This is a genomic window from Streptomyces sp. NPDC056948, assembly GCF_042674225.1.
Taxonomy (GTDB): domain Bacteria; phylum Actinomycetota; class Actinomycetes; order Streptomycetales; family Streptomycetaceae; genus Streptomyces; species Streptomyces purpurascens.
In genome coordinates, this window is record NZ_JBHUQX010000028.1 from 1 (window position 1) to 20,589 (window position 20,589).

Below are 20,589 nucleotides of genomic sequence, written 5' to 3' on the forward strand. Positions count from 1 at the left end.
CCCCGAGGGGCGGCGACACGGACCGGGGTCAGCCCCCGAGCGCGCTGCCGGTCTCGTCGCGCAGGAGGGCGACATAGTCGCGGGTCCAGCCCTCGATCGTGGTGCGGTCCCAGAGGTCGGCCGAGTACTCGACGAAGCCCTGGAGCCGGTCCCCGGCCGGGACGAGGCCGAAGGTGAGTTCCGTGCGGGACGCCGCGGGCGCGAGATCCTCGATGGCCGTGGTCAGCCCGGGCAGTTCGATCTCGGCGTCCAGAGAGCTCTGGTACGCGAAGCCGACGTCCAGCCGGTCCGGCACGGCCACGCCCGTGCGTTCCTGCAGCGCGGGGGCGATCAGGCGGACCGGCATGGCCCGGTCCATGCACTCCACCGCCGTGCGGGCGACGCGGTCCGTCAGGCCGGCGAAGGAACCGGCGGCTCCGTCGCGCACGGGCAGTGCGAAACCGGTGATCGTGCAGGCCAGCAGGGATTCGAACGCGCGGCGTTCACGGTTGGCGTAGGAGATGTTGAACACGACGTCGGTCTGCCCGGCCTTCCGCGCGAGCAGCCGGCCCAGGGCCGCCGCCGTGACCACGAAGGGCGTCGTGCCCCGCTGCCGCGCCAACTGCTCCACTGCGGTCCGCACCTCGGCCGGCACGGTGAACATCACGGCGCCGCCCCGGCCGCTCGCCTTCTCGGGCCGGGGCCGGTCCAGGGGCAGGTCGACGTTGAAGGGCACTCCGTCGAGTTCGCGCAGCCAGAACCGCAGCTTGCGCTCGTCGGCGGCCTGGTCCGCCTGGCCCTGCTGCCAGTGGGCGTACTCCGCGGGCTGGCACTGGACGGGAGGCAGGTTGTGGGGTTCGCCCCGCACGGCGGCGCCGTAGAGCGCGGCCAGTTCCTTCAGCAGCAGGCTGACGGACCAGCCGTCGCAGGCGGAGTGGTGCAGGACGAGGAGCAGGACCCAGGTGCTCTCGCCGGTGCGCAGGAGGCGCACGGCCATCGGCGTGTCGTGGGCGGGGTCGATCGGTGTTTCGGTGGCCTCCGTGGCGGCCATGTCCAGGGCTGTCCGCCGCTCCCCGGCGGGCTGTGCGGTGAGGTCCTCGATCGGCAGTTCCACCGCGCCGGGCCGGAGCACCTGCTGCTCCCAGCCGTCCCCGCTGGGGGCCAGACGGGTCCGCAGTCCCTCGTGCCGCTCGACGAGGCCGGTCAGGGCCGTGCGCAGGGCCGCCACGTCCAGGTCTCCGGAGAGGGTGATCCGCAGGGCGACGTTGAAGACCTGGGGCAGGAGGTGTTCGGCGTGCACCTTGGCGAAACGGGACTGCTGAGCGGTGGCGGGTGCCCGGCGTTCCACCGAGCCGGGTCCTTCGCCGGACTCGGAGCCCGGGCCCGACGGCATCTCGCGGACCGCCAGGGCCAGTTGGGCCGTCATGGCCCGCAGTGTCGGCTCCTGGTAGAAGCTCAGCATCGGGTAGTCGGTGCCGAACTCCTCCCGGACCTGGTTGACCAGCCGCATCGCGGTGATCGAGTGGCCGCCCAGGTCGAAGAACGAGGCGTCGGCCGCGATGCCGTCCGCGTCGATGCCGAACTCGTCCGCCCACAGCCGCCGTACACGCCGCTCGACGTCGGTGCCGTGATCGGCCTCCGGGGCATCGCCGACGGTGGTGCCCGGCCCGGGGCTCGGGGCCGTGGTGACGAGGTCGGGCGCCGGCAGCGCGGATCGGTCCAGCTTGCCGTTGCCCGAGATGGGAAGGGCCGGCAGGACCCGCCAGGCACGCGGTACCAGGTACTCCGGCAGCCGGGCCGCCAGTTCCTCGGCCACGAGGTCGGCGAACGCCTGCCGGTCGTCGGCCGCCGTGCCGATCGGGTCGGCGGGGACGGCGTAGGCCGCGAGGTAGGCCTCGCCGCGGTCGTTGCGGCGGGCCAGCACGGCCGCCTCGCGCACCCCGTCCAGGGCGTTGAGCACGCGGGAGACCTCTTCCGGCTCGACCCGGAAGCCCCGGACCTTCACCTGGTCGTCGGCCCGGCCGCAGAACTCCAGCATCCCGTCACCCCTCCAGCGGACCAGGTCGCCGGTACGGTACCGGCGGGCGTCCGGGCCGCCGAGCGGGTCCGGCAGAAAGCGCTCCTCCGTGAGTTCGGCGCGGTGCAGATAGCCGAGGGCCACGCCGGGGCCGCCGACGTACAACTCCCCCACCGTGCCGACGGGCACCGGGGTGCCGGACGCGTCGAGCACGCTGAGCCTCACGTTGTCGACCGGGCGCCCGAGCGCGATCGCGGCGGCGGGGGCCTCGCCCTGTGCGGGCACGGTGTGCGTGGTGCACAGCACGGTGACCTCGGTGGGCCCGTACACGTTCACCGTCTCGTACGGCGCCTCGGGTCGCGGCCTGGTGCGCAGCACATCGCCGCCGAGCAGCAGGTGACGCAGGGGCGGCTGATCGGCCGGGGGCAGGCGAAGCACTTGTTCGCCGAGGGCGGTGGGCAGGATCGAGAAGGTGATGCCCTGCTCGGCGTACCACCGGGCCAGGGACCGCGGATCCCGGCGCAGTTCCTCGCCTGCGATGACGATCGAGGCTCCCGCGGTCAGCGCCGGCCAGATCTCCAGGAGCGAGGCGTCGAAGCTCTGGCTGCACACGACGGCACTGCGGTCGGCCTGGGTGAAGGCGAAGCGCCGGTGCTGCCACTCGCACAGGTCGACGACACCGCGGTGTGGCACCACGACGCCCTTGGGCGTGCCGGTGCTGCCCGAGGTGTAGAGGACGCAGCACGGGGAGCGGTCGTCGGGGGTGGCCGCGACGTCCTGCCGGCGCGGTGCGGTCGCGTCCGGCGGTACGACGGTCACGTGCCCGGGGAGCTTCAGGGCCGCCGCCTCTTCGCGCGTCGACACCAGCGTCCGGGCCCCGCACTCGGTGATGACCTGCTCGGCGCGCACCCGGCCGAGGGAGGGGTCGAGCGGGACGTAGGCGCGTCCGGTCTTCAGCGCGGCGAGCATGGCGACGACGAGGTCGGCGGAACGCGGCAGCCACAGGGCCACCGTCCCCGCCTCGTCGCCGCCCGACGTGTGCGCGGCCCGCAGGGCGCAGGCCAACTGCTCCGCGCGGTCGTCCAGTTCGCGGTAGGTCAGCCGGGAGGTTCCGCTGATCACCGCCGTGCTGTTCGGCTGCGCGGCTGCCTGCCGGGCGAAGAGGGCGTGGACGGTGGTGTCCGCCGACGGGCGGGAAGGGCCGTGCTGCCAGGACCGCGGTACGGGGTCGCCCTCGGCCGCCGTGTCGACGGCAGCGGGGGCGAGCAGTGACAGGGGTGCCTCGGGGGTGTCGACCGCGGCCGTGAGCAGGTCCTGGAAGGTGGCGAAGAACCGCTCGACGGTGTGCTGGTCGAACAGGTCGGTGTTGTACTCCAGATGGCAGCGGATGCCGTGCGGCTGGTCGGTGAAGTAGACGGTGAGGTCCGTGAGGGACTTGTCCGGGCCGGCGTCCAGGGGAGTGGCCTCGATGCCGGGCAGGTCGAAGCGGAACGGTTCGGCGCGCTGGAACTCGGCGAAGGCCTGGAACACCGGTGTCCGGTCGACCGCCCTGGTCGGGGCGAGCTCGCGCACCACCGTCTCGAAGGGCACCCGCGCGTGGTCGTACCCGTCGAGGGCGACCGTGCGCACGCGCTCCAGCAGCGCGGAGAACGCGGGGTCTCCGGACAGGTCGAGGCGCAGCGCGAGGGTGTTCACGAAGAAGCCGAGCAGGTGCTCGGCCCGCTCGGGACGGTCCGAGATCGGGGTGCCGACGACGATGTCCGTCTGTCCGGTGATCCGGTGCAGCATCGTCGCGTATCCGGCGAGCAGGGTCATGAACAGGGTGCTGCGGCGGGTGCGGCTCAACTCGCGCAGGCGGCGGGAGAGTTCCGGGTCGAGGGTGTGGAAGACGGCCCGGCCGTTGGAGGTCATCGTCGCGGGGCGCGGCCGGTCGGTCGGCAGCGCCAGGACGGGCAGCTCGCCGCCGAGGGTGCGGCGCCAGTAGGCCAGGTCCTCCTCGGCCTCAGGGCTGTTCGCGGACGCCGCCAGTTCTCGGGCGTGTTCGGCGTAGCTCCAGGTGAGATCCGGGAGGCCGGGGGTGGTGGACTCGCGTGCGGCCCGGTAGAGGGCGGACAGGTCGCGGGCGAGAACGGTGGCGGAGGCCGCGTCGACCACGATGTGATGCAGGGACAGGACGAGGACGTGCTCCGCCTCGGCGAGCCTCACCAGCCGGGTGACGAACAGCGGGCCGTCCGCCAGGTCGAAGCGGCGTGCGCTCTCGGCCGACAGGATCTGCCGCAGGGTGCTCCGAGGGCTGCCGGTGGCGTCCACGAGTTCGAAGTCGGGCTCGGCGGAGGCCCGCACCACCTGCCGGGGTTCGCCGCCGGTCTCCCGGAAGACCGTGCGCAGGCCCTCGTGCCGGGCGACGAGACCGCGCAGCGCCGCGCGCAGGGCGGCTACGTCGAGGGGGCCGTCGAGGCGGATCGCCTTGATCTCGTTGTAGGCGGTGCGGCCGGGCAGCAAGCGCTCCAGGAACCAGATCCGCTCCTGGCCGGGCGACAAGGGTGCGTCGGCGGGGGTGGGTTCGGTGACTGAAGAGGCGGTGGAGGCGGGGGTCGACCGACCGTACTCGCGGCGCAGGGCGTCCAGGCGCGGCAGTCCCCCGCGCAGCGCGTCCTCCGTGACGCCGAAGTCGACGAGGGCGACGATCTCGTCGGCGCCGGCCGCGGTCACCGCGTCCACCACCGGCCGTACGCTGTCCGCCGTGCCGATCAGGGCGCGCTGGTCGCAGTAGCGGCCGTAGGCGCGGCGGAACACGGCATCCAGGTCGTCCTCGCTCAGCTCGGCCAGGTCGATGCTGTGCCCGAGGCTGTTGGTGACGCCGCTGAACACGGACAGGGACGCGCGCATATAGCGGGACAGCGGTTCGTACGCCTCGGTCCGCGCGGTGTCGTGGTCGTCGGCGAGGTAGGTGTGCAGCAGGACGGCCACGCGCCCGGCGTCCGGGTCCAGGCCGTGTGCGGCCCGGGTGCGCCGGTAGAGGGCGATGTTGTCCCGGAGCTGTTCGACGGTCTGGGTCATCAGGTTGGTGACGATGCCCAGGTCGTGGCGGGCGGCGCGTTCGTACGAGGCGGGGTTGCCGACCACCGCGGTGTACATGGGCGGGGCGTCCTGCACCGGCCGGGGGAAGAGCCGTACCTCGGCCTCGCCGTCCCCGCTGGTCCGGTGCATGGCGTCGCCGCGCCACAACTTCCGTACCTCTTCGAGCTGTTCGTACATCAGCTCCTTGTGCCGGCCGAAACGCTCGGGGAAGAAGACGAAGTCGTTGGCGCTCCAGCCGCTGGCCACTCCGATGCCGACGCGGCCTCCGGAGAGGTTGTCGACCATCGACCACTCCTCGGCGACCCGGATGGGGTCGTGGAGGGGCAGGACGACGGAGCCCGCGTTGAGCCGGATGCGTTCGGTCTCGCGGGACAGCGCGGCGGCGAGCACCGCCGGGTTGGGGAAGAGGCCGCCGAAGGAGTGGAAGTGCCGCTCGGGCATCCACAGCGAGTGAAAACCGTGCCGGTCGGCGAACCGGGCGACGTCCATGAGGAGTTCGTACTGGCCCTGGCGGGGTGCCGAGGTGTCCTGCGGGTAGTCGCCGAAGAAGTAGACGCTGAAGTCGGGCGTGCGCGGGACGACTTCCTGCGTGGGTTCCGTACGGGGTGCGGCTTCCTTCGCGGGTGCCGTGCGAGGTGCGGTGACTGCCGCGGCGTTCCAGGCCATGGAGGCCACAGGGGCGGCTGTCGGTGCGGGAGTGGCCGGTGCCGGTTTCGGCGGTGCTGTCTTCTGCGGTGCTGTCTTCGGCGCCACGGGCCGCGTCCCCGGGAAGAAGCCCGCCGACCGCAGTTCGCGCAGCGAGTCCCGTACGGCGTCGGCGACGAACTCGATGTCGCCGTCCGAGTGGGCGGTGGACAGGAAGAAGTTGCGCCACTCCCACACGTGCACGCCGCGCAGCATCAGGTGGTGGTAGAGCAGCTCCATGTCGGCGCGGTGCTCGAAGCGGAACTGGGAGCCGAAGTGGCTCATCCGCAGCGGGTACTCCTCGGCCTCGAAGAAGCCGTTCAGCGTCGCGGCCAGTTCGGCGGTACGCGCGTTGAGGCGCTCCTGGAGGCGCGGGCTGTGCTCCTTGAGGTGGGTCAGCACGGCGCGGGCGGCGACCATCGACACCGGGTGCTGGATGTACGTACCGCCGAAGAAGGTGGTGTCGGCGGGCGGGTAGCTGTCGTCACCGTAGGACCAGTGGCCGCCGTCCACGCCGTCCATGATGTCGGCGCGACCGGCGATGGCGCCGATGGGGAAGCCGCCGCCGAGGAGCTTGCCGTAGGTGGCGAGGTCCGGGGTCACTCCGTACAGCTCCTGCGCGCCGCGCGGGGCGGGGCGGAAGCCGGTCAGCATCTCGTCGAAGAGCAGCACGATGCCGTGGCGGTGGGTCAGCTCCCGCAGCCTGCGCACGAACTCGACCGGCTGGAGCTCGGGGTGTCGGCTCTGCACCGGCTCCACGACGACCGCGGCGATGTCGCCGGCGTTCCGGGCGATCGTCTCCAGAGCGGCGTCGCTGCCGTAGTCGAGGACCAGCAGATCGGATACGGCGGCCTGCGGGATGCCCCGGGAGACGGGCACGGTGATCTGGTCGGAGCCGCTGTTCGAGGACCGGCCCAGGACGTTGTCGGCGTGGCCGTGGTACGCGCCCAGGAACGAGACGATCTTGTCGCGGCCGGTGGCGGCGCGGGCGAGGCGGATGGCCGCCGAGTTCGCCTCCGTGCCGGAGTTGGCGAAGGCCACCCGCTCCAGTCCGGTGAGGTCGGCGAGGAGTTCCGCCGCCTCGCCGGTCTCGATGGTGCGGGGGCCGAGCTGGATGCCCCGGGACAGGTGCTCGCGCACGGCCTCGGTGACGAAGTCGGGCTCGTGGCCGAAGAGCAGGACGCCGAAGCCCATGGTGATGTCGACGTATTCGTTGCCGTCGACGTCCTCGAGCCGTGCCCCGCTCGCCCGACGGCCGGCGATGGGGTACAGCATCTCCTTCGTGCCGCTGCGGAAGCCGACGACCGCACGGCTGTCGGCCAGGACACGGCGGTAGCGCTGGGCGATCCGCTTGGAGGTCGGCGTTCTGGCGGTGTAGCGGCGTACGAGGTCGGTCAGGTGCTCCTGCTGGGTGTGCGGCGAGACGTCCTGGACCATGCCGGAGGTTTTTGCGACCGTCACGCGGGGCCCGTGGACCGGCGGCGGCTGCGGGGCCGGAGCGGCGGTCCCGCCCATCTGCTCGGCGATGCGCCGCGACAGTTCCGTCATCGCCGCCAGGTCCTGGTCCAGCGCCGCGGATATGCCGTTCAGCCCGGTCACTTGGCCACCTTGCCGTTGAGCCGGTCCGTCACCTGGGCGGTCTGGAGGGCGAGGAGCTGGGAGAGCTGGGACATCATCTGGAGCTGTATCCGGGACATCTGCTGGATCTTGTGGGCGAGGTCCTCCAGCTCCTCGCGGGTCGCGTACTCGGGAGCGGAGGCCGTGCCGGCGGGGGCAGGCTCCGGAGTCGGTGCCGGTGGGACGGGCTCTGGAGCGGGTGCGGATGCGGGTGCCGGTGCGACAGGCTCCGGAGTGGGTGCCGGTGTGGCGGGCTGCGTCGGCTCGGCCCTCCGCGCCGGGGATTCGGTCGGCGCTGTCCCGGTCGCGTCCGGCATGTGGGCGACGATGAACTCTGCCAGCCGACGCGGCGTGCCCGTCTCCTCGAGCAGCTGTCTCATCGTCACCTTGACGTGATGCGCCTGTTCCAGCTCCCGCAGCACGCTGATCATCTGCAGCGAGTCGGCGCCGAGGTCGAAGAAGTTCGCGTCGCCGACGATCGCCGACGGATCCCCGCCGAGGTGCCGGGCGGTCGCCTCGACGATGCTCTGGAGTACCCGTGCGACCGCTGCCTCTTGCTGCACCACTTCGGTTCCCTTTCTCGCTGCTGTTCTCGTGCTCAGGGGCGTCGACCGGTGCCCCATCCAGTGGTCCTTGTGCTGGAATCGGTAGCCGGGCAGTGGGATGCGTCTGCCACCGCTGCCCGCCAGGAGCGCCTCCCAGCCGACGTCCGCTCCGGCGCAGTGCAGTCCCGCCGCCGCACCCCAGAGGGCGCCGAGTCCGGTGCCGCGCCGCAGGGACGGCAGCGCCGGTACGTCGGGCAGGGCCCGGCGGGCCAGACCGCTGAGGGTGGTGTGCGGCCCGATCTCGAGCAGGACGCCGGGCGATTCGGTGCCGATGCCGCGCAACGCCTCGTCGTAGCGGACGGGTTCGCGGGTGTGCCGTATGAAGTAGCCCGTGTCGGGCGTCCAGCCGGGCGGGCGGGTCGCACCGTCCAGGGCGCTGACGAACGGGATGCGCACCGGCCGGAAGTCCACGTCGTCGAGGACCTTCTCGAACTCCGCCAGCATCGGTTCCATCAAGGCCGTGTGGAAGGCGCGGGTCACCGGCAGCCGCTGCCCCGGTGTGCCGCGTTCGTCCAGCAGCGCGCACGCCCGGTCGACGGCGGCGACGGGCCCGGCGAGCACCTGGGTCCGGTCTCCGTTGCTCACGGCCGGCTCCAGTCCGGGAACCTCGTCGGCCAGGGTGAGGGCGGCCGCCCGGTCGATCGGCGCCGCCACCATGGCGCCCGGTGCGCAGCGCTGCCGCATCAGCCGGCCTCGTTCGGTGGTGAGGCGCAGACCGTCCTCCAGGGACAGGGCCCCGGCCGCGTACAGCGCGGCGTACTCCCCGACGCTGTGGCCGGTCACGGCGTACGGTTCGACGCCGGCGTCGCGCCACAGCCGGACGAGGGCGCACTGCAGGGCGAACAGCGCGGGCTGCGCGGTGTCCGTTTCCCCGAGCGGCCCCTCCCCCGGTACGTCCGCCGGACCCGCCGTGCGCAGTGCGTCGAGCAGGGAGTCGCCGGTGAGGTCGCGGTAGTGCCGCTCGCAGATGTCGAGCACCTGGCGCGCGGCGGGGAAACGCGCGTAGAGGGCGTCGGCCATTCCGGGGTATTGGCTGCCCTGACCGGTGAACTGGAACGCCACGCGCGGGGTGCCCTCCCCGGATGCCGCCCCCGTGATGACCGCCGCCGGGGCGGTTCCGGCGAGCCAGGCGTCGAGGGCCTCGGCCAGGGCTGCCGGGGTGGAGCCGCGGACCGCGAGGCGGTGACGGCCGTGGGCCCGGCCCAGGGCGGCGGTGGTGACGAGGTCCGCCAGGTGCGGTGCGGGCGGCTGACGTAACCGGTCGCGGAAGGCGCGGGCGTTGTCCGCGAGGGCCTCCCGGCTGCTCCCCGAGACCAGCAGCACACCCGCAGGCGCGGTGTCGCCGGACCTGGGTGCCGGCTCGGGGGCCTGTTCCAGGATCAGATGGACGTTGGTGCCGCCCACGCCGAGTGAGGTGAGGCCCGCGCGGCGGGGGACGTCGCTCTTCGGCCAGGGCCGGGCGGCCCCGGGGATGTAGAAGGGGCTGCGGTCGAAGTCGATGAGGGGGTTGGGTTCGCTGAAGTTCGCCATCGGCGGGATCACACCGTGGCGCAGGACCAGCAGGGCCTTGACTAGGCCGGCCAGTCCGGAGGCGGCGTCGAGGTGGCCGATGTTGGCCTTGGTCGAGCCGAGGGCGCAGTAGCCCTCGCGGTCGGTGTCCTCGCGGTAGGCGCCGGCCGCGCCGTCGAACTCGATCGGGTCGCCCTTGAGCGTGCCGGTGCCGTGGGTCTCCAGGTAGCCGATGGTGTCGGCGCCGACGCCGGCGCGTCGCAGGGCCTGGCGGACGGCCGCGCGCTGGCCCTGGGCGCTCGGGGCGGTGAACGCCTTCTTGTCCGCGCCGTCGTTGCTGATGCCCCAGCCGCGGACGACGCCGTGGATGGTGTCGCCGTCGGCGACCGCCCGCGCCAGCCGCTTCAGGACCACGGCCAGGACGCCCGTGCCTCCCACGGTGCCGTCGGCGCCGGCGTCGAAGGCCCGCAGGCGGCCGGATCGGGACAGGATCGAGCCCTTGACGTAGCGGTAGCCCAGGACCTGCGGCACGTGGACGGCGGTGGCGCCGACGAGGGCGATGTCGCAGTCCCCCATGATCAGCGACTGCGCGGCCGACTGCAGTCCGACCAGGGAACTGGAGCAGCCCGTCTGGACGTTGACGGCGGGTCCGGTGAGGCCCAGCCGGTAGGCGACCCGGGTGGCTGTGAAGTCGGCGTAGTTGCCGACCGTGATCTGCATGCCCGATGTCCAGTCGGGCACCGGCCCGCTGGGCAGGACGTTGTTGAGCAGGTAGTTCTGCATCGTGTAGAGGTGGTAGCCGGTGCTGGCCCAGACGCCGACGCGGGTGCCGTCCCGTTCGTCCGGGTAGCCGGCGTTCTCCAGGGCGTGCTGGGCGCATTCCAGGAACATGCGGTGCTGCGGATCGGTGAGCTGGGCCTCGCGGGGGCTCATCGCGAAGTGCTGGGCGTCGAAGCCGGCGATGTCGTCGAGGAGCCCGGAGGCGCCGACGAAGTCCTCCGCCTCGTACTCCTCGGCAGGCACACCGGCGGCGGCGAGTTCCTCGTCGGTGAAGCGGGTGATGCGGTCCGTGCCGTCCCGGATGATCCGCCAGAAGTCCTCGGGCGTGTCGGCGCCGGGCAGCCGGAAGGCCATGCCGATGACGGCCATCCGCGGGTCGGGCTCGCTGGTGCTCATCAGCCGCGTCCCTCCGTCACCGTCGGCTGGTCACGGCCGGCCGGTTCCTCAGCGGGCGGGTCGGGTGCTGTCCTGCCCCGGCGCAGAAGCCAGCCGAGGAGGATCACGCACAACACGATCGCGAGGCCGTGGAAGGCACCCACCACCTGGAGCGGCGAGAAGGCCTCCAGGAGCGCGCCGCTGACGAGCATGCCGAGCCCGAACCCGAAGTTCTCCACCGAGGCGGTGAGCCCGAAGAGGCGGCCGCGCTGCTCGTCGGGGGCGGTCTGCAGCCTCGACACGTAGACGATCTCGGTGAATCCGTCGGCGGCTCCGGCGATGAGCGCGGCGATGACGGCGGGCACGGTCGGCAGCCCGCTGAAGACCACGATGAAACCGGCCGACATCACAACGGCGCCGAGTGCGAACGCCCGCTCCCCCGGTGTCCGTCCGGACTTCTTGGTGAACCGGCCGATCACCTGCTGGGCGACGATGTTGCCGATGGCCCATGTGGCCCAGAACTGGCTGATGAACGTGGCCGGATGGTCGGGGTCCAGGCTGCTGGAGTAGATGGGGAGGGCCACGTTGTGGGACGAGGAGCCCAGCCCGTCGACCGCCCGGATGGCGACCATCGCCATGAGTATCGGTGCGGTGCCCAGCAGCATCCGGGCCGTCCAGCTCGCGGCACCGGAGTCCTTCGCGGAGCCGGCGCCCGCGGGGTCGGTGGCCGACCTGGTGCGGACGGGCAGCAGGAAGAGCATGGTCGCGGAGACCAGGAAGGTCGCGGCGTCCAGCGCGAACGCCGCGGAGTAGCCGAGTTGCGCCACGACCACGCCCGATGAGGCGAAGCCGGCGATCATGGCGAGCGAACGTCCGGTCACGAGCAGCCCGTTGGCCCGGACGCGGTGCTCCACGCCGACGATCTCGGGGATGCTGCTGCGCAGGGCCACCTGGGAGAGCGTCGAGCAGCCGCCCGTGATCACGGCCAGGACGTACAGCAGTCCGGGGCGTATCCCGTCGGGGGCGAGCAGCAGCGACAGCAGGGCCACGGCCTGGCACAGGTCGGCGCCGACCATCAGGCGCTTGCGGTCGTAGGCCGAGACGAGCCGGCCGCTGACCCAGCCCGACACGACACTTGTCGCCAGGCGTACGGCCATGAAGAGGCCGGCGGCCAGCGCGCTGCCGGTGGCGTCGTAGACGAAGACGTTCAGCGCCACCATGTTCAGATAGCTGCCGTACGCCGAGATGCCGTTGCCCAGGACGAGCAGACGGAAGTACCTCATGCACCTTCCTCTGGTCTGCATGAAGGGTGTGAATGGTGTGAGACCGAAATCGCCTTGCCCACCCGCTCAGTGGCGGTTCGGGATCCAGGCGGACGGAAGGGGCCGGTGAGGTCGCCCGTCGTACGGCGTGTTCATGCCCCGCTGCCGGCCCAGCACAGAAACCATTCCCCCCGATACGCCGCCGGGTGGCGGCCATTGATCCGCCACCCAAGCAGACCCGGACAGGCGTGTTCAAGACTCGGAAGTGGTCCAGACGACTTCCGGTCCGGATTTGGCGATTTTGAAGCGTTCCGGAGCGGAGCGGCTGTTTCGGTCGTCCGCTCCGCCTGAGGTGCCGGTCAGCGGCGCAGGTCCGCGTTGTTCGCTGCCGTGATGACGCGGTCGCGTTCGGTGCGGGTGAACAGGTCTTCGGACAGATAGCGGTCCGCGAGGGTGCGTACGGCGCGCACGAAGTGGGCGGAGGTCGGGAAGGGGGCCTGTTGCCAGAGGGCGTCGAGGAAGGTCTGGCCGTCGGGGCGGGCGTGGTTGGGGACGCCCGAGTCGGCTGTGCCGAACACGATGACGGGTTCGGAGCGCTTGAAGTAGGCGTGGTAGGGGGCGTCGTTGCCCAGGTGGAAGGGGGCGAGGGTGAGGTTGTGCGTGGTGAAGTGCAGCGGCCGGGACGCGGGTTTGATCGCGTCGGCCAGATCGCCGCGGAGCGTGAAGTCCTTGTAGAAGGAGAAGGTGCGGAATTGCTGCTCCGGGCTTTGGGCCGTCAGGAGGAGCGGGCCGTAGAAGAGTGCTTGGACGGTCCGGTCGTCCAGGGCCCTTTCGATGTGCAGGCGGTAGGGCGTCGAGATGCGGATGCGGTCGCCTCGGCGCCAGTTCCTGTTCAGGGTGAGGTAGGAGCCGGGTGCGGCCCGGCCCCCTTGCCGGGCTCCGTTGACGGTGACCGTGACGCCTGTCGTGGCCCAGGACGGGATGCGGAGTCTGACGGCGAGTCGGCCGCCGCCCTCGCGGAAGGTCAGGGTGCGTACGCCCTCGGCCGGGTAGTCGCTCGTCTGCTCGATGACGAGGCCGCGCTCCGGCCAGCGCAGGGTGGAGGCGAGGTACAGGTTGACGTACAGGGTGTTGCCGTCGGCGGAGCGGAAGTAGACGGAGTCCTGGTACTTGGTGTGGTTCTCCATGCCGGTGCCGCCGCAGCAGGTGCCGGTGTTGCCGTATCCGCGTCGTACGCCGGGGCCCATGCCGACGAAGTAGGTGACCTCGGGGCTGTCGGTGCTGGGGGTGTCCCGGCGGGAGGCGAGGATGTGGTTGGTCAGGCCCCGCTCGTAGTAGTCCATGTAGGCGGGGTCGGGCTCGTGGAAGAAGAGCTGCCGGCTCAGCTTGAGCATGTTGTACGTGGCGCAGGTCTCGGCGTTCTTGTCGTCGAGGGTCGCCGCGATGGCGCCGCGGGCGCGGAACATCTCGCCCTGGCCGGTGCCGCCCAGGGCGTAGGTGCGAGAACCCTCGACCATGCCCCAGAAGTTGCGGGCCGCGGCGGCGTAGGTCTCCTCGCCCGTGTGGTCGAACAGGCGGAGGTAGCCGGTGAACTGCGGGATGTGCTGGTTGGCGTGCTTGCCTTCCAGGACGTCACGGTTCTCGGCGCAGGCGTTGAGCAGCGTGGTGTTGTCGAAGCAGCGGGCGGCGGCGAGGTGTTCCGGCCGGCCGGTGAGGGCGTACAGGTCGGTCATGACCTCGTTCATGCCGCCGTACTCACCGGCGATGTAGATCGACCACATGCGTTCGAGCTGCGCCTTCGGCAGCCGGCCCAGGCGGCTGTGCACCCAGTCGCCCATCTTCGCGGCGAAGGTCAGCGCCTGCTGGTTGCCGGCCAGGGTGTGTGCGTCCAGGAGACCGCGCATGATCTTGTGACAGGTGTAGTACGGGGCCCAGATGGTGGGGTACGTCGTGTAGCTCTCCAGGAGGATGAACTGGGTCTCCGGGTAGGCCGCCAGGTAGCCGGGGTGGCTGGGTTTCGGATCGCCGTGTTCGGCGAGGGCCTGCTGGCACTCGCCGAGGGCCGTGATCAGGTAGTCGAGCTTGGCCTTGAGGGCCGCTTCGCGGGTGTCGGCGTACGCCTGTGCGATGAGGCTGAGGAAGTGGCCGCCGTAGTGGCCGCGCAGATTGCCGTCGGCGGTTTCCCAGCCGCCCGGCGGCCGTGCGCCGCGCGTGTCCAGTCCGGCGTTCGCGCGGAAGACGGCCAGGATGCGGTCGGCCGGGTAAGCGCGGGCATAGTCGAGCATCAGGTCGCGCTTGGCCCGGAAGACGCCCCCGCCGAGCGTGACCTGATCCAGGCTGAAGGGCCGGACCGCCCAGGTCGGCTGGGCGGGCAGCGCTCGCGCGGCGGCCTCGGCGATCGGGCCGGCGGGGGCGGCCTGGGCCGGCGGGCCGGAGGCGATGAGCGGGGTCGCTGTGGCCGCGGCGCCGGCGGTCAGGCTCAGCACGCGGCGTCGGGTGGGTGGCTGGAACATGGCGCACTCCGATCGTCATCGGTCATCGGCGGGCAGGAGGTGTCCCACCCGGGTCGCGCGGGGGTGTCACGGTGATCGTGGCCGTGGCGCGGTGGGAGGTGTCCGGCACGGTTCCCCTGACCTCGAAGGTTCCGGGTCCGGCGTACTGGTCCGGGTCCACCGGGTCCCAGGTGACCTGTGTCCGGCTGTCCCTGGAGCCGTCGTTGTAGGTGGCGACCACCGTGCCGGGAAGCGTGGGGGGCCTGCCGGGGCGGGTGGTGACGCGTTCCTCGGCGATGCTGGTGATCTCGACCGCGTCGGTCTGCCGCACCCACACGGTGGCGGTGACGGGCTGTGCGATCCGGTCGGCGAGCCCCGTGATCCGTACGCTGGTGCCGCCCTCGGCGACCTGCTCCTCGGTGAGGGCCGGCCAGGCCACGGGCGAGCGCGCCGTGGAGCCGTCGGCGTAGACGAGCGTCACCTCACCGGGCAGTTCGGGGATCTTCCCGCGCGGGGTGGGGACATGGACCTCGCGCACGGACTCCGGGGTCTCGGCGTACACCTTCCACTCCTGCACGCCGAGGGCCAGATCGGGGTGGCCGGTCAGCCGGGCCCGCAGGGCCGTGGTGGTGACCGGGGTGAACGTCGTCCGGTTGTAGCGGTTCTCGGCGGTGCCGTAGCCGCTGGGGGCGGGGACCTCGCGCCAGGTGTCGCCGTCGCGGTACTCGATGACCCAGGAGGCCGGCACGCCCACCCCGTCGGCCGCGCCGGGCTGCGCGTCTCGGAAGAAGTACAGGTCGGAGCCGTCCACGCGGACCGGTTCTGCCCAGGTGTACTGGATCCACTGGGTGTCCTTCCGGGGCCAGCTGCCCCAGCGCGGGGCGTCGGACGACGAGGCCGGTTCGCGGCCGTCGTTGATCGCGGCCACCGACTCCCAGCCGGAGGTGTAGGACGCGGTGGGGGTCGCGGACGGTGCCAGGTTCACCCGGCCGTCGCCGAGCTCCTCGACCTTCACCACGACCCGCTTCGACGACGTCAACGTGCCGTCGGTGGCCGTGAGTTCGAGTGTGTAGGTGCCCGCCTTGGTGAACCGGGCGACGGTCGTGGAGGCGTGGGGGTCGTCGAAGATGACGGTCCCCTCGTCCGGGCCGTCGGCCGCCCGCCATGAGGCGGAGAGTGTCCTGTTCGGCAGGCCGTCGTCCTCGGTGATGCCCGTGAGCCTGACCTGGCCGGGCCGGGTGTACGTCGGGTCCTGCCAGGCCTCGACGTAGGGAGGCTGGTTGCGGGCCGTCGGCGGGCTGGCGTCGGTGTCGTAGGCCTGGATCTCCTTCAGGCCGCTGGTGTGGCCTTCGCGGTGGCGCATGAGCACGCGCAGTTTGCCGGTGGTCACCTCCTGGAAGCGCACCCGGTTGAGGTTGGCCCTGGGGTACGCCGGTGACGTGGCGGGCCGGGCCACGTCCTTCCACTGGCCGGCCCGGTCCTGGTACTGCACGGTGTAGAGGGCCGGTTCGGCGTATCCGCCTTGCCGTTTGTCACTGGAGAAGTGGAGCCGGACGTCGTCGACCGTGCAGGCGCGGCCGAAGTCGATCTCGTACCAGTCCTCGGTGTTGCCGGAGCCGCGGGCTCCCCAGTGGGGCTCGTTGACGGTGAAGCCGTCGACGGCACCGGCGACGCCCCGGCCCTCGGCCTCGTGGGAGGCACGGGCGGTGGCACCGGCGGCGAGGTTGTTCTCGGCCGTGCCCGTGAGGTCCCGGCCGGCCTTGGCGAACAGGTCGGTGACGCGCTCCTTCGGGCCGTAGGTGACGTCCTGCGGCTTTGCGACATCCGTGCGCAGGCCGGTGGTCCTCGCCTTGGCTCCGCCGCCGTCGGGGAAGGTGACCTTGCGGGTCGTGGGGTCGTAGACGAGGTGGGTGAGGCGGTCGGCGGTGAAGGCGAGCTTCCCGTCGAGGTAGAGGGAGTACCCCTCGGGGACCCGCTTGCCGTACGGGCGTTTCCCGTCGCCGGGTTCGTCCCACAGGACGGCCGCGTCCGTGCCGCGGTAGTTGATGTCGGTGACCGCGAAGTGCGGCCAGTCGACGTCGATCGGCCACAGCTCGATCTTCCGGTCGTCGCGCGGCCTGAACCCCATCGCGTCCTCGATGACGGTCCAGTTGGTGGTGCCGAGGATGGTGTGGTGGATCCAGGAGCGGTAGCCGATCTTCTGCGGGTCGGCACGGCCGTCGGACCAGAATTCGTTCTGGTCCGGGTACCGGTTGTCGCCGTCGACGTAGTGGGCCCAGGCGTTCCAGGACAGCAGCTTCCTGTACCAGGTGCGGTCGATGTACTTGCTCGGGTACTTCCGCAGCACCGAGGAGAGGAAGCGGAAGGTGACGGTGGAGTTGATGACGGAGAAGTTGTTGCTCCCGGGATGGCCCTGCTCCGCCGCTTCCGCCTTGTCGGCCTGGTTGGCGGTGAAGAACGGGAAGACGGGGTACTGCTTCGCGTCCGCCCACAGCCGCAGCGCCTCGAGGTACTGCGGGTCCTCTTCCGGCGAGGGCATCAGGCCCACGCTGTACGGGTAGTAGTTGTTGATCTCCTTCCAGGGCACCAGGGTGTCGCTGGCGACATGGCGGTGCTTGAGCAGCTTGTCCTTCGGGTCCCAGAGGTGGTCGAGGACCGCCTTCTTGACCCGGTTCGCCGTCCCGCGCATCTCGTCGGCCTTCGTCTTCTCGCCGAGCAGGTCGTACGCGCGGGCAGCCGCCGTCGCGTTGCTGTAGACGTAGGCGGATTCGGCGCGGTCCAGGTTCCCGGGCTTCCAGTCGAAGGACACCGCGTCGGCGTCGTTGCCGGTCATCGCGCCCCAGTCGTACTCGATCAGCCCGTTGCCGTCCTCGTCGTAGTTCTCGAGCTGGCCCCGGACGTCCTGCTCCGCGTACCGGGCGAGGTTGCGCACGATGCCGTCGGGGCCGCCGTGCACCTGGTAGGAGCGCCAGGCCGCCTCGGAGATGTACTGGGTGTAGCTGTTGGACCAGTTCTCCGGGTCGCCCGGGTTGTCGGTGTACTTGCCGTTCTTCGAGACCTCGCCGGCCGACAGCCACGGGCCGTACGAGTAGCTCGGGTCGCGCAGGTACTTGAGGTCGTCGACGAACATGCCGACCGTGAGAGCGATGGCGTTGTTGTAGCCGAGCACGCCCTCCATGGAGGTGGGGAACTGGTAGTCGCTGCCCGGGATGTCGGCGTCGAGGTAGTTGTAGCGCAGCAGCCACCAGCGGTAGTAGAGCGTCTTCTCGATGTTGTCGTCGGGGATGTCGAGGTAGGGCAGGTTCTCGGCCCACCAGCGGTTGTACGTCTGTACGTGCCGGCGGAAGGCCGTGGCCGGGGACGCGGTGCGCACGGCGTCGTACTCCGGGCGGGAGTCGGTGATCTCCTCGGTGACGAAGCCGAGTTGGACCTTGGTGGTGAGGGTGCGGCCCGCCGGCAGGGTCAGCGTGCGGGTCAGCGACTCGTCCTCGGCGGTGAAGCCGTCTCCGCTGAGGCGGGGGAAGACGGTCGTGAGGTTGTTCTTCGCGGGCACCGCGCCGGTGAGCTCACGGCCCTCGGCGGTCGTCGTGTACGGGGACGTGGCGCGCAGCCGGACCTCACGGCGCTCAGGGCCGGTGTTGGTGAGGGCCAGGTTCGTGACGGCGGCGTTCGCTTCGGTGATGAACTTGGTCTGTGTCACCTTCAGGCCGGTGGCCTCGTGGGTGAACTCGCTGCGCCAGTAGCTGGGGGTCTGCGTGCGGGCGGCGGTGTTCTCCCGCAGGGTGAGGTTCTCGCCGTCGACGTTCAGGGTGATGGTGTACGCGGACCGGTTGTCGATGCTCTCCCAGTAGGCGACCTTGCCGCCGAAGCCCAGTTGGGACGGCGCGTGTTCCTTCATGAACAGGGCGCGTCCACGGGTGAACAGCCAGTCCCCCGCTGGGTCCTCGCCCTTGCGGGCCAGCATGCGGTCCATCCAGAAGTCGGTGCCGTCCCCGGCTCTGCGGTCGGCCTCGTACTGGGTGCGCAGGGTGCGGTGGACGGTGAAGCCGGCCGGGAGCGTGGGGACGGGGTGGTCGGATCCGGTGTAGACCGGGTAGCCGATCGCCGTGTTGTCCGCCGCGGCCGGGGCGGTTGCCGCGAGTGGGGCCAGCAGACCCAGGGCCAGCGCTCCGGCCAGGAGGCCGCGGCGGTGTCGTCTTCGCTGTGCGGGCACGGCTACCTCTCGGTGGGCGTTGTCGGGGGCTGGGTCGTCGGCAGCCACACGCGCATGGTCGAGGGGCCGCGGTTCGCCCAGGAGTGGTAGGGGACGAGGGTGATGGCCTCGGGGTCGGTCGCGGCTGCCGTGGCTCCGTCGAGTGGCGGGTACGGCCAGGGGGTGTCGTGCGGTCCGACGAGTTCACCGGGCGCGACGACCGTGTCGCCCGGCCCGTCCTCCGGTTCCTCGGAGAGGTCCACACGGACCGCGTCGACCTCGTGTCCGTCCGGCAGGTCGGTGGATTCGGCGCAGTACACGAGGGGGCCGCGCTGGACGGCCGCCGTGCCGCGTGTCGCGTCGATGCGCGGGTCGGACCGGATCCAGCGCGGGGTGACAGGCAGTTCAAGGCGTATCTCGTCGCCGGGCCGGAAGACCCGGGTGAGCTGCGCCGTGCCGGGGGCGACCGACCGGCGATTCCCGTCCGGGTCGACCAGTTGGGCGGTCTCCCCCACCGTCCACGCGGGGACGCGCAGGGACAGGGTCCAGGGGCGGGCCGGGGAGCGGTCGATCCGCAGGGCCACGGTCCCGCCGGTCGGGTAGTCGGTACGGACCCGCAGCGCCACGCCCTGCCCGTCGCCCAGGGAGGTGGCGAGTTCCGCGTCGGCGTACTGGTGCAGTTGCAGGCCCTCGTCGTCCGCCGTCGCCAGATACGCCGGCAACTGGGCGAGCGTGCGCGCCACGTTGGTCGGGCAGCACGAGACGGCGAACCAGGGGGCGCGCAGGCCCGAGTCGGCGCGCGGGCTGACGCGGTCCGCCGGGGGCACGGTGCCCCGGTGACGGCGGTGCAGGGTGTTGGCGTAGAAGTAGGACCGGCCGTCCTCGGACGGGGAGGCGGCGATCACGTTGAACAGGGTCCGCTCGGCCAGGTCCGCGAAGCGTGGCTCACCGGTGGCCAGCAGCAGCCGCCAGGCGAGCATCACGGAGGCGACACCGGCGCAGGTCTCCGAGTAGGCGCGGTCCGGTGGCAGCACGAAGTCGTCGCCGAAGGACTCGTCGCGGTGGTGCGAGCCCATCCCGCCGGTCAGATAGGTCCGCCGGGCGACCGTCGCCTCCCACTGCCGTACGACGGCGGCGAGCAGGGCGTCGTCCCCGGTCTCCACGGCGACGTCGACGGCACCGGCCGCGAGGTAGAGGGCACGTACGGCGTGTCCGCGCAGCACGGTGGCGTCCCGCACGGGCATGTCGTCCTGGAAGTAGGCGCGGCCGAACTCGATGTCGGCGAGGGTGCGATGTCCGCGGCGGTCGACGAAGAGGGCTGCCTGGTCGAGGTAGCGCTGCTCCCCGGTCAGCCTGGCCAGTTCCACCAGGCCGGTCTCGATCCCTGGGTGCCCGCAGACGCCCTCGATGCCGCCCGGGCCGAAGGTGGCGCACACATGGTCGGCCGCCCGCCGGGCGATCTTCGTCAGCTCGCCCTCGCCCCGGGCTCGGGTTTGGGCCACACCCGCCTGGATGAGGAACCCGTGACAGTAGAGTTCGTGGCCCCATTCGAGGTCGCTGTAGCGGGGCTGCTGTCCGGGGCGGCCGAAGGCGGTGTTCAGATAGCCGTCCGGGCGCTGGGCGGGGGCGATGACGTCGGTGAGCGCGGCGACGTCCCCGTCGTACGAAGCACCCTGCCAGGCCATGGCCTCGAGGAGCTTGTAGATCTCGGAGTCGGCGAACTCCCGGCCGCGCCGGTCGGTGTGGATCCGGCCCTCGGCCGCGGCCCGGAAGTTGCCGGTCCAGCCCTCGCGTTCCATCCAGTCGCGGCAGTGGCCGAGTGTCGCGGTCGCGTTGGTGTGGCGGCGCCGGGCCCAGAAGCCGCCGGTGATCCGGACCTCGTCCAGGCCGAGGGGGCGCAGCCGGCCCCGGGTCGGCGCCACCGGCAGCACGAGCGAGCGTGCGGTGTTCTCCCTCACCAGTCCATGCCTTCGTCTACGTCCTTCCGGTTGTCCGT

The 20,589-nt window shown here is 71.6% G+C and carries 6 protein-coding genes; all 6 read right to left on the minus strand.

Annotated elements, in window-relative coordinates:
• Positions 1 to 28 precede the first annotated feature (28 nt).
• The 6 genes from ACFTZL_RS05865 to ACFTZL_RS05890 all read right to left on the minus strand — a co-directional run bounded on the left by ACFTZL_RS05865 (position 29) and on the right by ACFTZL_RS05890 (position 20,551).
• Positions 29 to 7,360: a MupA/Atu3671 family FMN-dependent luciferase-like monooxygenase gene (locus ACFTZL_RS05865; RefSeq protein ID WP_382578752.1), complete on the minus strand. Its 7,332-nt coding sequence runs from the start codon at positions 7,358 to 7,360 to the stop codon at positions 29 to 31.
• Entirely contained in the window at positions 7,357 to 10,668 is a 3,312-nt protein-coding gene (locus tag ACFTZL_RS05870; RefSeq protein WP_382578754.1) for a type I polyketide synthase, read from the minus strand. The genes ACFTZL_RS05865 and ACFTZL_RS05870 overlap by 4 nt, the downstream gene beginning before the upstream one ends.
• Positions 10,668 to 11,930: an MFS transporter gene (locus ACFTZL_RS05875; protein WP_382578755.1), complete on the minus strand. Its 1,263-nt coding sequence runs from the start codon at positions 11,928 to 11,930 to the stop codon at positions 10,668 to 10,670. The genes ACFTZL_RS05870 and ACFTZL_RS05875 overlap by 1 nt, the downstream gene beginning before the upstream one ends.
• Before the next feature lie 338 nt (positions 11,931 to 12,268).
• Entirely contained in the window at positions 12,269 to 14,422 is a 2,154-nt protein-coding gene (locus tag ACFTZL_RS05880) for a glycoside hydrolase family 127 protein (RefSeq protein WP_382578758.1), read from the minus strand.
• 22 nt (positions 14,423 to 14,444) lie between these two features.
• Positions 14,445 to 18,662 (minus strand): Ig-like domain-containing protein, encoded by a 4,218-nt coding sequence (locus ACFTZL_RS05885; RefSeq protein WP_382578760.1) that lies wholly within the window; start codon positions 18,660 to 18,662, stop codon positions 14,445 to 14,447.
• Entirely contained in the window at positions 18,617 to 20,551 is a 1,935-nt protein-coding gene (locus tag ACFTZL_RS05890; RefSeq protein WP_382578762.1) for a glycoside hydrolase family 127 protein, read from the minus strand. The genes ACFTZL_RS05885 and ACFTZL_RS05890 overlap by 46 nt, the downstream gene beginning before the upstream one ends.
• Positions 20,552 to 20,589 lie beyond the last annotated feature (38 nt).